This is a genomic window from Lentzea waywayandensis, from assembly GCF_900115955.1.
GTDB classification, from domain to species: domain Bacteria; phylum Actinomycetota; class Actinomycetes; order Mycobacteriales; family Pseudonocardiaceae; genus Lentzea; species Lentzea waywayandensis.
On record NZ_FOYL01000002.1, the window covers coordinates 794267 to 808058 of the forward strand.

At 69.6% G+C, this 13792-nt stretch carries 12 protein-coding genes; 9 read left to right on the forward strand and 3 right to left on the reverse strand.

All coding sequences use genetic code 11. The annotated features are described in order from the left end of the window. Nucleotides 1–79 precede the first annotated feature (79 nt). The 3 genes from BM417_RS46690 to BM417_RS08585 are packed head-to-tail and all read left to right on the forward strand — an operon-like array spanning nucleotide 80 to nucleotide 2516. A complete protein-coding gene (locus BM417_RS46690; protein ID WP_177320337.1) occupies nucleotides 80–649 on the forward strand; it encodes a hypothetical protein in 570 nt (189 codons plus the stop codon). A 2-nt stretch (nucleotides 650–651) separates the two neighbouring features. Continuing rightward, on the forward strand, nucleotides 652–1545 hold the full coding sequence (locus BM417_RS08580) for a hypothetical protein (RefSeq protein WP_143138563.1): 894 nt from the start codon (nucleotides 652–654) through the stop codon (nucleotides 1543–1545). Nucleotides 1546–1571: 26 nt separating this feature from the next. Next, nucleotides 1572–2516, forward strand: coding sequence for a LysR family transcriptional regulator (locus BM417_RS08585; RefSeq protein WP_093589680.1), 945 nt, complete (start codon nucleotides 1572–1574; stop codon nucleotides 2514–2516). On the opposite strand, the gene BM417_RS08590 is transcribed toward BM417_RS08585, so the two are convergent. The 3 genes from BM417_RS08590 to BM417_RS08600 all read right to left on the reverse strand — a co-directional run bounded on the left by BM417_RS08590 (nucleotide 2500) and on the right by BM417_RS08600 (nucleotide 6859). Then, nucleotides 2500–3834, reverse strand: a complete 1335-nt coding sequence (locus BM417_RS08590) for a collagenase (RefSeq protein WP_093589683.1) — start codon at nucleotides 3832–3834, stop codon at nucleotides 2500–2502. The two genes, BM417_RS08585 and BM417_RS08590, sit on opposite strands and share 17 nt — an antisense overlap. A gap of 139 nt (nucleotides 3835–3973) precedes the next feature. After that, a complete protein-coding gene (locus BM417_RS08595) occupies nucleotides 3974–5551 on the reverse strand; it encodes an MFS transporter (RefSeq protein WP_093589686.1) in 1578 nt (525 codons plus the stop codon). A gap of 192 nt (nucleotides 5552–5743) precedes the next feature. After that, a complete protein-coding gene (locus BM417_RS08600; RefSeq protein WP_093589689.1) occupies nucleotides 5744–6859 on the reverse strand; it encodes a molybdopterin-dependent oxidoreductase in 1116 nt (371 codons plus the stop codon). Between the two features lie 343 nt (nucleotides 6860–7202). Here BM417_RS08600 and BM417_RS08605 point away from each other — a divergent pair, with 343 nt between their 5' ends. From BM417_RS08605 to BM417_RS08630, 6 genes are all read left to right on the forward strand, one after another. Continuing rightward, entirely contained in the window at nucleotides 7203–7964 is a 762-nt protein-coding gene (locus BM417_RS08605; protein WP_093589692.1) for an ESX secretion-associated protein EspG, read from the forward strand. A 417-nt stretch (nucleotides 7965–8381) separates the two neighbouring features. Then, complete coding sequence (locus BM417_RS08610) at nucleotides 8382–8762, forward strand: hypothetical protein (RefSeq protein WP_093589695.1); 381 nt, start codon at nucleotides 8382–8384, stop codon at nucleotides 8760–8762. A 43-nt stretch (nucleotides 8763–8805) separates the two neighbouring features. After that, nucleotides 8806–10422, forward strand: a complete 1617-nt coding sequence (locus BM417_RS08615) for a PPE domain-containing protein (protein ID WP_093589698.1) — start codon at nucleotides 8806–8808, stop codon at nucleotides 10420–10422. Then, entirely contained in the window at nucleotides 10419–11174 is a 756-nt protein-coding gene (locus tag BM417_RS08620; RefSeq protein WP_093589701.1) for an ESX secretion-associated protein EspG, read from the forward strand. The genes BM417_RS08615 and BM417_RS08620 overlap by 4 nt, the downstream gene beginning before the upstream one ends. Before the next feature lie 41 nt (nucleotides 11175–11215). Next, nucleotides 11216–11725: a YbaB/EbfC family nucleoid-associated protein gene (locus BM417_RS08625; RefSeq protein ID WP_093589704.1), complete on the forward strand. Its 510-nt coding sequence runs from the start codon at nucleotides 11216–11218 to the stop codon at nucleotides 11723–11725. A gap of 48 nt (nucleotides 11726–11773) precedes the next feature. Next, complete coding sequence (locus tag BM417_RS08630; RefSeq protein ID WP_093589707.1) at nucleotides 11774–13603, forward strand: hypothetical protein; 1830 nt, start codon at nucleotides 11774–11776, stop codon at nucleotides 13601–13603. The last annotated feature ends 189 nt before the right edge of the window (nucleotides 13604–13792 follow it).

Genomic DNA, 13792 nt, shown 5'->3' on the forward strand with positions numbered 1-13792 from the left:
CTTCCAGAGTTGTCCTTCCTTCCACCCTTCCTCCTGTCGGAGCGATCTCGCCAATCCCAGTTGGCCATAGCTTCGAGCTATGGAACGCGGCGGGTGTATCCGTCGGCCGGCGGCAGGCATCTGCCTCCCAGAGGAGGCATCCGCCATGAACCGCCGAACCGTCATCTGTCTCCTGGCCGCCGCCACGCTCGCCGCCTGCGGCCAGCCGCCGTCACCCGGCACTTCTGAGCCAGTGCCACGCACCGAGGTCACGACCACCGCAGAGATCCCCACTACCGGCACCGATCCGGCGACAACCACGACGACCACATCGCCGAGAACGCCGCCCCGCACCACGACGACGACCACGAAGCCGACACCAACGCCGAAATCTCCGGATCGATGGGTGCTCCCCTCGGGCCTGCGCGGATCCATCGAAGAGCAGGACGGCCAGTACTTCCCCGAGGTCTGGGAAAGGTTCGAGGAGGAGGTGGCGAAGATCTGCCCTGGCGACGCGCCGTGCGTCGGACACGCCGAGGTGATCGATCCGTCCAGCGACGACACGCGGGACTGCTACATCGTCGACGGTGGCATCTCGGTGCCCGATCCCCTGTACAGGGGCGGCAAGATCACGTTCAGGATCACCAACGACCTGTGCTCCGGGAGCTGACCGTGCGCCCGGCCCCCGCCAGGCCCAGGGACGAGGCACCGTCGAAGGGGTTGCGGGTCTTCGGTTCCCTGCTCGCGCCGACCACCGTGCTGACCGCTCTGCTGTTCTACTTCGGCACCCGGCACGCGACGTACTTCTGCCGGCGGTTCGGCGTGCACTACTCCGTGCTCGGCCTGTCCGCGCCGGACTACCTGATCCGCAGTTCGGACGGCATGTTCGTCCCGCTGACGGTGCTGGCGGCCATGGGGCTCGCGACGCTGTGGGGCTACCGGTTCCTGCACTCCGCGCTGGCACCGAGGACGTGGCGCGCCCTGACCCGGCGCGCCGTTCCGGTGCTGGTGTCGCTCGGCGGCGTGCTCCTGCTGCTCGGGCTCGCCGGCCTGGCGGTGCCCACCCTGCTCTACGCGGTGCCCGGTCTGCCCGGCCTGTGCGTGGCGCTCGGCGTGATCCTGTTCCCGGTGGCGGAACACCTCCACGCGACACGGTCCGGCAAGCACGTGGCGGGCGTCGTGCCGGTGATCCAGTGGACGTTCACGTTCGTGCTCGCGAGCATCGGCCTGTTCTGGGCGGTCACCGACTACTCGGCGGCGGTCGGGGACGCCAGGGGCTACGAGTACGAGACGAAGCTCGGTGGCATGCCGGAGACGGTCGTGTTCACCACCAAGGACATCGGCGTTCGCGGACCGGGGGTCACCATGACCACGTGCACCGCGGCGGACACGGCGTACAAGTTCCGCTACGACGGGCTGGTCCTGGTCCTGCAGTCGGGCGGCCAGAGCTTCCTGCTGCCGAAGGGGTGGAACAGCCGTGATGGCGTAGCCCTGGTGCTGCCCCGCTCGAACGACGTGCGCCTGGAGTTCTCGCCGGCCGACGCCCAGCGCGACCGCTCCTGCTGACCGCGGAACGCGTATAGCCTGGCCCTATGGAACTGGAGATCCGGCACCTGCGGGCGATCTGCGCCATCGGTGACGCGGGCAGCCTCTCCCGCGCGGCGACGCAGCTCGGCATCTCCCAGCCGTCGCTCACCACCCTGCTGCAACGGGTCGAGCGCATGGTCGGCGGCACGCTGTTCGACCGCGGCCGCTCCGGCGCCGTTCCCACTCCGCTGGGCGCGCAGATGCTGCAACGGGCCAGGTTGCTGCTGGTGGAGCTGGAGGCGTTCGGCTCGGACACGGCGGGCCGCGGCGGACCCGTCCGGTTCGGATCCGTGCACATGGAGTGCGTGGCTGCTCTGTACTCCCGGCTCGAAGAGGTGCTGGACGACGTCACGCTGGTGGTCGATCCCTCCTCGACGGGCCTCGCGCTGGCGCTGGCCAACGGGCACCTGGACGCGGCGGTGATCGCCGTCGACGAGGAGGGCGACCTGGGGTTGCCGCGCGGGGTGGCACAGCGGGTCGTCGTGCCGTGGGTGCCGGTGTACATCGCTCTGCCCACTGCGCATCCGTTGGCTCAACGTTCTGAGGTCGAACTCGCCGACCTGGCCGGCGAGGCGTGGGTCGGTCCGCCCGGCGCCGAGGACGGGTCGCTGACGGCGTTGCGCGCGGCCTGCCGGGCGGTGGGGTTCGTGCCACGGGTCCGGTTCGAGGTGCCGAGCGGTGCCGGACGTCAGCTGATCGCGGCGGGCAAGGCGGTGCAGCTGGTCGAGCCGACGTCGCAGGGTGGTCCGGGGGTGGCGGTGCGGCCGCTGGCGGGGGCCCCGATGCGGATGCGGCTGGTGTTCGCGTGGCGGCGTGAGCGGCTGACCTGGAGTCAGGCCAGCCGCGTGTACGCCGAGGTGCTGGGTGCCTACGCGGACCAGGCCCTGGCCAGTCCGGTGTTCCGGCCGTGGTGGGAGGAACGCGGCACGGCACTCACTTCAGCGAACTGAGCCAGCCGTACCAGTCGGAGTCGTAGCGGTTGCCGATCACCCGCGTGAGGTGGTCGCGGGCACCCGCCCAGTCCCCCACGCGGTAGTCGGCCAGCACCGCCGCGACGTCCGCCGGGTGCTTCTCCACGAGGTACCTGACCGCCAGATAGCCCCAGTTGTAGACCCGCTTGGTGTCGTGGTCGTACGTGGTGTCGAACAGCGTGCTCAACGCGTAGGTCTGCTTCTTCGCCTCGGTCAGCGCGTCGGTGTAGACCTCGCCGCGGTAGCTGTAGGAGAGGTGCTCGGCGAAGCCCTCGATCCACCACACCGTCGGCGTGGTCATGTTCTCCTCGAAGTCGCCGTGCATGTCGAACCGGCCGTCGAGGTAGTGGGTGTACTCGTGGTTGAGGTTCCAGATCGCGAACGTCGGCAGCCAGTCGGCCTCGTGTGCGATGAACCGCGCCTGGTTCAGCGCCGGGTCGCCTTCGAGGTACATGCCTCCGTTGTTGGTGGAGATGTCGAACAGCACCCCGGCGTAGGTCCGATAGTCGTTGCTGGTGTTGAAGACGACGACTTCCAGCGCCGTGTTCTGGTCACCGGCGACGGGTCCCGGATCGCGCACGACCCGGTGGAAGGCCGCGTCCTGACCGGCGAGCGACGCGCAGGTCTGGCGGAGCTGGGTCCGCGTCAGCTGCTGGGCGCGGATCTTCAGCGTGGCACTGCAGGTGTGCCGGACGGTGAGCACGCGGCGGTCGATCTTCGTGCGGAAGTCGCAGGTGTTGTAGCGGCGGCAGTTCGCCTTGTCGTACCAGTCGACCATCTCCGCGACGCCCACCCACAGCGGGGCGAGGCGGCCGACGACGTCACCGCGTGCGGCCATGTCCGCCAGTGATGGACGTACGCGGGGCGCGATGTCGTTGTGCTGCAAGAACCTTCCCAGTTCGCGGGTCGCGTTCTGGACCAGGTACTGACGGTCGGTGCCGAAGAGGTCCAGGTGCCCCACCACGAACCGGTACAGCGCCCGCAGCACCTCCGGGTCGGCCCACACCGCCGCCAGGAACTCCGGGTAGCCGTGGCCGTAGTAGAGCAGCAGCATGCCCGCGTGCACCGCGGCGTCATCTGCGCTGGTGTAGTTGTCCAGCACGCGGGTCAACGCGCGCAGTTCGGCCGGGTAGTCGGTCGCGGCCGCGTAGATCGTCGACTCGGGCGCGGGGTGAAGGACGTTCCTGGTGGTCTCGGGTGGGAGCAACGGGCTGTTCGGCGTGCCGGGATCGGCTTGGGCCGTAGCAGGGGCGAGCAGCCCGGCTAACAGCGCCAGGACGAGCGCGAGTGATCTCATTGGGGTCCTCCGCAGGGGTCTGAGGTGTCCCAGAGCGTCACATCGCCAGTCGGCCCGCGATCATCCCTTCCGCTCATAGCGCGCAGCTATGGGAGCGTTCGCGGCGACCGCCGCACGCTGACGGAGAAGGTCCGAACGCCTAGTCCGGCTTGGTCGGTTCAGCGAACAGCAGGTGCCGCACGTGCGCGGGTCCCTTGGCCAGCGCACGTGCCGTCTCCTGGTTCTGCTGGTCCACGACGGTGCCGCGTTCGACGTGCTGGCGCAGGTGTTCCTGCCAGGTCGCCACGGTGAAGGTCTCCAGGAACGTCTCGGGCTTCTCGGTGTCCCGGAACAACCCCCACATCGTGGCGCCCGTACGCCGCCGGGCCCTGCCGACGCGCTGCATGGCGTCGATGAACGCGTCCTCGTTCTCCGGCGCGACCGGCCACTCCACCGTGACCAGCACCGGGCCCGCGTCGGTGTCGGTGATCTCCGGCGGTTCCTCCCAGTAGGTCGCCGGGCTGACGTCGAGCGGGCGGTCGTGCAGCGGCAGCCACCTCGTCGCGCCGACGGCCAGCACGACCATCGCCACGGCGGGCACGATCATGGCGACCTTGAGGCTGTACGCGTCCGCGATCACGCCCCAGACGACCGCGCCGAGCGCCTGGCCGCCCATGAGGATCAGCTGGTAGTAGGCCAAGGCCCGCGCTCGCGTCCACGCCGGCAGCAGGATCTGCGCGAGGGCGTTGAACGTCGACAGCGTGGCGATCCAGCAGGCGCCTGTCAGCAACATCGCCACGATCACCAGCGCGAAGCTCTGCGTCAGCACCGCCGTGCTGGTCGCCGCCGCGTAGACGAACGTCGCGAGCAGCACCATCCGGTTCTTGCTCATGCGCTGCAACAACTTCGGCACCACGAACGCGCCGCCGATCGCCCCCGCGCCCACACTGCCGAGCAGCACGCCGTACCCGCTGGCGTCGAGTCGCAGCGGCCCGCGCGCGATCGCCGGCAGCAGCGCCCACAACCCGCTGCCGAACACGATGAACAACGTCAGCCTCGTCAGCACGCGCCGGAACAACGGCGAACTGGCCACGTACCGCGCGCCTGTCCGCATGGCGGTCGTGATGTGCTCGGTCCCGAGCGGGCGGTGATCCGAGGGCCGCTTCCACCGCGACAGCACGATCAGCACACCGAAGAAGCTCACCGTGTTGAACGCGAACGTCGCCTCCGACCCCGCCAGCGCGATCAGCAACCCGCCCAGTGCGGGCCCGATCGCGCGGCCGACGTTCATGTTGACGCCGTTGAGCAGCGCGGCCTGCGGGATCTCCTCGCGCGACACCAGTTCCGGCTGGATGGCCTGGAACGACGGCATCGACAGCGCCTGCCCGATCGCCATGAGCGCCAGCAGTCCGAGGAGGCTGGCCGGCGTCGCCTTGTCCGTGCCCGCGAGCACCATGAGCCCGCCCGCTCCCGCGAGCATCAACGCCTGGCCGTTGATCAGCACGTGCCGCCGGTCGAGGATGTCGCCCAGCGCCCCGGACGGCACCACGAGCAGGAACACCGGCAGCGTCGTGGCGGTCTGGACGAGCGCGACCTGGAGGGCGCTTCCGCCCAGGTCGCCCATGAGCCACTGGGCACCGACCGTCTGCGCCCACGTGCCGATGTTGGAGGCGAACTGGGCGAGCCACAGCGCACGGAACGCGCTGCGGCGCAGGGGCGCCCACGGGGAGACAGTCACCCGCCGATCTTCACACCTGCGGATGCGCCTTGCCGAGCACGGCGAGCTTGTCGGCCGGGGTCACCAAGGTCGAACCGGGAGCCGCCCAGACCGCCCGTGCTGGTTTGCGCATCCGGCAACGGACTCATCGGTCGACGCATCGGCGCGAGACCTGATTTTGGTCGACACTGAAGTTACTGAGAGCACGAACGATCAGGCCACCGTGACCGGATGCCTGACCACGGCCCCGAACAGGTAGCCCTGCGTGTTGTACGGCGACTCGTCCGGCTGCCCGTCCACCCGCGCCCGCAGCACGTGCTCCCCCGCGGTCGCCTGCCACGGCACCTGCCACCGGGTCCACCCGCCGCGCGACACCGGCGTGGCCCGCCGCCACGACCGCCCGTCCGTCGACACCTCGACCTTCCGCACCCCGCCGGGCGACCAGGAGCGCCCGGTCAGCACCTGGCGCCCGGCCGGCACCACGGCGCCCCACCCGAGTTCGAAGGCGCTCTTGCCGACCTGCGAGGTCACCAGCGTCCCCTCCGCCGGATACGCGGGGCCGAGCAACCGGTAGTACTGCGTGTCCCAGGGCGAGTGCAGTGCCGAAGCCGCGACCTCCAGCGATCCCAGCCACTTGATGCTCGCGATCCCGGCCCATCCCGGCACCACCAGCCGCGCCGGGAAACCGTGGTCGGGCGGTAAGTCGACGCCGTTCATCTCGTACGCCACCAGCACGTCGTCGAGGGCCTTCGACACGGGCAGCGGACGCCGCACCCGCCCCAGATTGACGCCGCCGGTCACGTACTCCGCGTCCAGGCCGGCGGGCAGCACGTCGACCGCGGACCGGCGCAGCCCCGCCAGCCGCAGCAGCAGTCCGAGCGACACTCCTCGCCACCGGGCGTTGCCGACCGCGCCGAGCTTCCACGGCGTGCCCGACACGGTCTGGCCCTGCTGCGTGGTGAAGAAGCCGCGGCCGTTGCCGGCGCACTCGATCACCGCCTCCACCGAGCACGACGGCAGCGAACGCAGGTCCCGCAAGGAGAGCGACAACGGGCGTTCGACTCCGGAGCCGTGGATCTCCAGCCGCCAGGAGGTGGCGTCGAGCAGGGGTGTCGAGGTGTGGTTGCGGACGAAGAACTTCGAGGCCGGCGTCAGCGAGCCGGTGCCGCGCAGGGCCTCCCAGCGCGTTTCCGCGTTGGTGCCGTGCACGATGAAGTCCGTGCCGGGCAAAGGTTTCACGATCGCGGGGGCCGCCAGGGCCCTGGAGGGAAGCACCGAAGGCAGCACCGAGAGTCCTGCCGCGAGGAGCACACCGCGCCGAGAGATCATGCGTCCGAAGCTAGTTACCCACCGCAAGAGCGCGTCTCACATCGCAGGACCGCCCAGGCGACGTGATTTGGGTCACGTCCAATCGGCCGAATGGCCGCCGCGGGGACGTGTGAACGGGCAGAGAGCGTCTGCCCAGGTCACGCATTGAAAGCGCTCCCAGAACCTGGGAAAACAAGCGTGCGCACAGGTTCCGTTCGCCCGGAAGTCGCCCGTTTCCGCCCGCCGCGACAGATTGTGAACATTCGTCTCAACCGGGTACGTATTCGCTCGATCAGGAACGGTTGGCCCAATTCTGCCCGATACTGCGCGCAAAGCAGGCAGAGCAGAAAGGTTCCGAGCACTCGTGATCACGCCCGAGTACTTGCTGTCGACCCGCGAGTTCGAGGTGCTGTGGCAGACGCTGCGGCTCGGCAGAATGCCGTACCCGCTCGACGTGCCCAGCGAAGGAGCGACCGAGCAGGACGTCAAAGCACTGCAGGACAGGACGATCGCCGGGCTGCGGCGGCGCGGCATCGCCGACGACGCACGGCTGGAGGACCTGTTGCGGGTGCTCGGCGACCACGAGGTGTCCGTGGACGCCGTCGCCGGGCTCGACCGGACCGTCCGGGCGCTGGCCGCCGCCAGCGGGACGGAGGCCGTGCTGGCCGTCATCGACGGCGACAACGTCGGCCTCTCCGAGATCAGGTCCACCGCTCTCGCCCGCGAGATCGTCAGGGTGCTGCCGCAGGGGGTGGCGGGGCCCGGCAGCGCGCTGTCCGTGCGGCTGGAGACGTTGCAGCAGGCCGTGGCGCTGCAGGAGGCCGAGCAGGAGGAGGACTCCGAGGACCCGTGGGGTGCGGCCGACGAGGAGCTCGACGACCGCGAGGCGCTGCTGAAGGCCGGGCTGTCCGCGCAGGACGCGCGGCAGATGGACGAGCTCGCGCAGAACCGGGTCGCGGGTGGCCAGTTCGGCGTCACGCACGGACGCCATCGGGCCGACGTGGTCATCAACTGGTTCGACACCCATCAGGGCCGCTACCTGATGGTGCGTTCGGACGGCTGGCTCAGCCTGTCGCCCACCGACAACGACCGGATCGCGACGCGGATCGACGCGGTGCTGGCCTGAGAGCAGTGCGTCCCAGCGCACAAGAATGATCCAAACCGGGCATCGCGGGCGTACTCTCCGGAGTGCGCCCGCGTTCTCGTTGCCGGTCGACCGATTCAGCCGATCCGGTGATCGACGAACCTGGCTGTGACCGACCTCAAGAAAGCCCTAAATTCCAGAGAATGCCCTACGTGATTCGCGTCACAGTAGGCCCACGTCAAGGGCCGTTCCAGGGATGTGAACAGAGATCGGGAGCCCGAACGGGCAGCACACCGAGAGCGCTCCCACAACCAGGGCAAACGATCACCCCGTTACACGACGTTCACCGGATCGTGGCCCGTTTCCGTCCGTGGCAACGCATTGTGAACGCGGATCTCAATTGGTAACTCGTGCGCGGCAAAGTGAGCGATGCACGAAAAGACCCCCGATACTGCCCGCATGTACATCGTCGGTGACAACAAGGCTGTCCCGCTCGGCGACACCGTCAGCTCGGGTCAGGTGCAGATCGACCCGACCGCGGGCGAGGAACTCCGCAAGCAGTTCCAGGCCCAGATCGACCAGGTCGACTCGTGGATCGAACGCGCCAACTCGAGCATCGCCCGTCCGGCACCGCTCGGAGCGAACCCGGTCGGCGACAAGATGCGCGACAAGTTCACCCATCGAGCAGAGGGTGAGCAGTACTCGTTCGTCAGCGTCATGACCGCGTACCGCACGGTTCTGGAACAGACGAAGAACTCCATCGTCGAAGCCATCGGGAACTTCACGAGGCTCGACGAGGAACAGCAGGCCGAACTGAAGAAGCACATGGGTAACAGCTGATCTTGTGGCCAGCTGATCCAACGGAGTGAGAGGCGAGCCGGTCATGCCCCCCGAGACCGACCCGAGCGAGGTCGAGAACGTCCCGGTCCTCACGGACCCGCAGAACTGGGCGTCCCGATCGCACCAAGAGCTCTATGCCGCGGTGCACAACAACAACGACCCCGGTCAAGCCGGCCAGATCAGCTCCGACTGGAGCAAGTACGGCAACGAGCTGACCGAGGCGTCCCGGACCATCAACTCGGTCATCACCGCGTCGGAGTCGAAGTGGACGGGTGGAGCCGCCGAGGCCGCCCGGGCCGCGATGAAGAAGCTCGGGGACTGGGTCGACGAGACCGCGCGCACGGCCGTCGAGGTCGGCACCAAGGTCGCCGACCAGGGCCGGGTCATGGAGAACGCGCGAGCGCAGATGCCCCCGCCCATCCAGTTCGACTGGAACAAGGCCGCGGCCGCGCTGTCCCAGCCGGGAACGCCGTCCTTCGTGCTGGCCTCCGCCGACATCGCGATCGCCAACGCGGCGTCGCGCGCGGCGCACGACCAGGCGGTCACCGTGATGACCGACATGGAGAACAACTCCCGCCAGATCGACTCGACGACGCCCGCCTTCAAGCCGCCGTTCAACCCGAACACCGGCATGGTCGAGGAGCCGGTGATGGCGATGCCGCGCTCCGGCGCGGCCGCGTTCACCAACGGCGTGGACGGCCTCATGTCCACCCAGACCGCCAGTGCCGGTGCGGCGACGGCCGCCCCTCCGACCGGGCAGCAGAGCGGATCCGGTGCTGGAGCCGGCGGCAGCGTGAACCAGCCCGCCGCGGCGGCCTACTCGCCTTCCGCACCCGGCTACACCGGTGCCGGTGCCGGCGGCGGTGCGGGCGGTGGTGCCGGTGGTGGCAGCAGCTACACGCCTCAGATGGGCAACACGAACACGAACACCGCCGCGGCGTACACGCCGACCGCACCTGGCTACAGCCCCAGCAACACGGGCAGCACGTACACCAGCGGCAGCGGTGGCGGCGGAGGTGGCGGCGGCGGTAGCTACACGCCGACCGCGCCCGGTTACACGCCCCAGATGGGCCCCGGTGGCAAGTCCAACACCGGCCAGAACCAGAACATCCCGAAGGTGCCGGTCGTCGGCAAGGACCTGGCGAACCCGAACTACACCCCGCAGAACCCCAAGGGTCCCGCGGCCTACAACCCCTCGGCGCCCGGTTACACCGGTCCCGGTGGTGCGGGCGGCGGCGCTGGTGGCGGCGGTGGCGGTGCCGGTGGCGGCGGTGGCATGAAGGGCGGCCCCATGCCGTACTCCCCCCAGATGGGTGCCGGAGGCGGCGGCGGCGCGTTCGGCGGCGGCGCGAGCGGTGCCGCGGGCGCGGGTGGCGGCTCGATGCAGTCCGGTGGCGCGGCCGGTGTCCAGGGCCAGGCCGGCCGTGGCGGCATGCCGATGGGCATGGGCCCCGGCGGTGCTTCGGCCGCCGGTGCCGGCATGGGTGGCGCGCCGATGGGTGGCGCTCCCGGCGGTGGCAAGGGCGAGGACGACAAGGAACACCGTTCCGCCAGCTACATCATGGGCGGCGACCTGTTCGAGGTCCCCGGTGAGAACCTGCCTCCGTCGGTGATCGGTGCCGCGAAGGTCAAGAAGCAGAAGGGGACCGAGTCGCAGTGATCACGCCCGAGTTCCTGCTCTCGCCGCGCGAGTTCGACGTGTTGTGGCACGACCTGCGGCTCGGCAGAGTGCCGTACCCGCTGGACGTGCCGAACGAGGGCGAAACCGAGCAGGAACGCCGCGTGCTCGTCACGAAGACGATGGACGACCTGCGGTCACGCGGGCTCGTGGACAACCAGCGTCTCGAGGACTTCCTGCGGCTGCTCGACGACCACGAGGTGTCCGTGGACGCCGTCGCCGGTCTCGACCGCACCGTGCGCGCGCTGGCCGTTTCCAACGGCCGGCGCGCCGCGCTGGCGATCATCGACGACGACCGGGTCGGACTGCTGGAGATCCGGGAGACCGGGATCGCCCGCGAGATCGTCAAGGTGCTGCCCGACGCCGTGCCCGGTCCGGGCACGGCGGTGAACGTCCGGGTCCAGTCCCTTCAGGACGCGGTCGCGTTGCAGGAGGCCCAGGAGACGGACCCCGCCGACGACCTGTTCGGTGACGGCGGGGTGGACGACCAGCAGGCGCTTCAGCAGGCCGGTCTGTCCGCCCAGGACGCGAAGCAGTTCGACGAGCTCGCCTCGAACCGCGTCGCGGGTGGCCAGTTCGGCGTCACCCACGGCCGCCAGCGGTCGGGTGTCGTGATCAATTGGTTCGACACCCACCAGGGCCGTTATCTGATGGTCAACTCGGACGGCTGGATGAGCGTCTCGCCGACCGACAACGACCGCATCGCAACCCGAATCGACGCTGTGCTCGCGTGAACTAGCGCGTCTCAGTTGAACCGCCGCCGCCGGAGGACCGTGTGAATCCCGCGAACCCCTATCAGTGGGTCGAAGAGTACGAGGCCAAGCTGGCCGACCTGAAGCAGAAGTCGGAGGACCTCACGGAGAACTTCGCGGCGGCCTCCGCCACCGTGACGTCGAAGGACGGCGCGGTGACCGTGACGGTGGGCCCCAACGGCGGCCTGCAGAACCTGCAGCTGGGGCACCGCGCGGTCGAGCTGGGCGGACCCCGGCTCACCGCGCTGATCCTGGAGACCGCGCGGAAGGCCCAGAAGCAGGCCGCGACGCAGGTCCTCGAGCTCTTCAAGCCGCTCGGCGAGGGCACCGAGGCCTACCAGATGGTCTCGGACTCGATCCCGGACGACGAGGTCGAAGAGGGCACCGATCCGTACGACGAGGTCGACGACGAGCCGGAACCCGCTCCGGCCGCTCCGGCGAGCAAGCCCGCGGCGGCGGCCCCGCAGCCGGCGCCCGTCCGCGGCCGGCGCCGTGCGGACGACGACGATGACGACGACGACAACCCCTGGTAAGGAACAGCGATGACCGCGCCTCAAACTCCACTCCCGTCTCCTCCCGGGATGAACATCACCGAGGAGAACAAGCTCAAGGGCTCGCTGTTCATCGAGGCCTACGGCAGCCTGATCGACGGCATCAGCAAGGACGCGGAGTCCGAGACCGAGAAGGCTCTCGACATCACGTTCAACGCCATCGGTGCGGCCTCGGCCACGGTGATGCTCGCGATCGACCCGCTCGGCAGCATCATCGGTGCGGGCGTCGGCTGGCTGATCGAGCACGTGTCGTTCCTGCGTGACGCCCTGAACCAGCTGATGGGCAACCCGGAGGAGATCCAGGCCAACGTCGAGGCCAACAAGGCGCGCGCGGCCGAGCTGCGGGTGCTGGCCGAGGACCACAAGAGCGGGCTCGCGACGTTCGACGGCTGGACGGGCGCGTCGTCCGAGCGCTTCAAGACGTCGATGGACGGCATGGGCCAGGAGCTCGACGACCTCGCGAACGCCGTCGAGTCCAAGGCCAAGATCGTCGCGATCATGGGCATGCTCGTCACGGTGCTGCGCGACATCGTCCGCGACCTCATCGCCCAGCTGATCGGTTCGCTGATCGGTGGCGCGATCCTCGCGGCCGCCGCCATGATCCCGACCTTCGGCGCCTCGATCCCGATCTTCGCCGGCTTCGCGGTCGGCAAGGCCGTCGCGCTGGGCGTGAACATCGCGTCCCGCGTCGCCCGCGTCGTCGCGGCCCTGGGCCGTCAGATGAAGCGCATCGGCGACCTCGACGACATCATGAAGAAGGTCAGCAAGGGCTGGGAGCGCTTCGAGAACTCCGCCGACGTCGCCGAGATCGCCTACGAGGGCTACAAGGCCCAGGACGGCGTCAACAAGAAGATCGACGAGGCGGTCGCGGCCAACCAGGGCGGCGGCGGTGACGGCACCACCCCGCCCGGCGCCTCCGGAGGCAAGACGGCCGCGGACGCGACCGGTACCGCGAGCGCGACGCTGGCGAACGCCCGTGTCGGCACCGTCCAGCAGGACGGCACCGCGCAGGCCACGCTCGCGAACGCCCGCATCGGCACCGTCCAGCAGGACGGGTTCGCGCAGGCAACGCTCCCGAACGCTCCGCTCCGGCGGACGGAAGCGGGCGAGCCGATGCAGGCTCTCAGGCGCACGGAGGCAGCTGAGCCGATGCAGGCGCTCAGGCGGACAGAGGCTGCCGAGCCGATGCAGGCCCTCAGGCGCACAGAAGCCGCTGAGCCGATGCAGGCCCTCAAGCGGATGGACGCGACCGAGCCCCTTCAGCCGACCCACGCTCTCCGGGCGGTGTCCGCGACCGAGCCGGCACAACCGATGCAGGCTCTCCGGGCGATGGACGCGGTCGAGCCCATGCAGGCGCGCACGGCGATGCACGCCGCCGAGCCGATGCAGCCGTTGCAGCCGATGCAGCGGGCCGAGGCGGTTCAGGCACCTATGGCGTTCTCCCGCGTGGAGGCGGCTGAGGCTCCTGTGGCGTTCTCGCGTTCGGTGGCCTCGGACTCGACGATGGCGTCCGGCGTCAGCATGACCTCGAGCGCGCCCATGCACGAGGCCGTCCAGCCGATGCAGGCGCGTGAGATGTACACGAGCCCCGAGACCCCGTCCGAGCCGTTGCAGGCCCAGTCGGGTTACGAGCCGCTCGCGCGCACGCAGATGTCGCACGCGTACGACGCTCTCGAGCCGTCGCAGCCGCGTGAGGTCTACGGGCGCGTCGACGCCCAGCCGGTTTACGAGAGCGTCAACCCGCTCATGGCGAGCGAGCCGCTGCAGCCGACCGTCGGCTACGAGGCGGCAGGCGGTGCCGCGGCCCAGCCTCTGCGCCCGACCATCGCGCACGAGCGGTCCGTCCGGCCGACAGAGTAAGTCCCAGCCAACAGCCGGGATCCCCGCGATCCCGCCTTGTTCTGACGCAGTTCTGGAGAATCGCCGCTCATGGCCAAGGGGAACGTCAATCCCAACCCAGCGCCGAACCCGGGAGCGAACCCTCCCCCTTCGGCACCGCCCACCAGCGGTACGGGCGGAGGCGGCCCCACCGGCAACAGCGGCTACTCC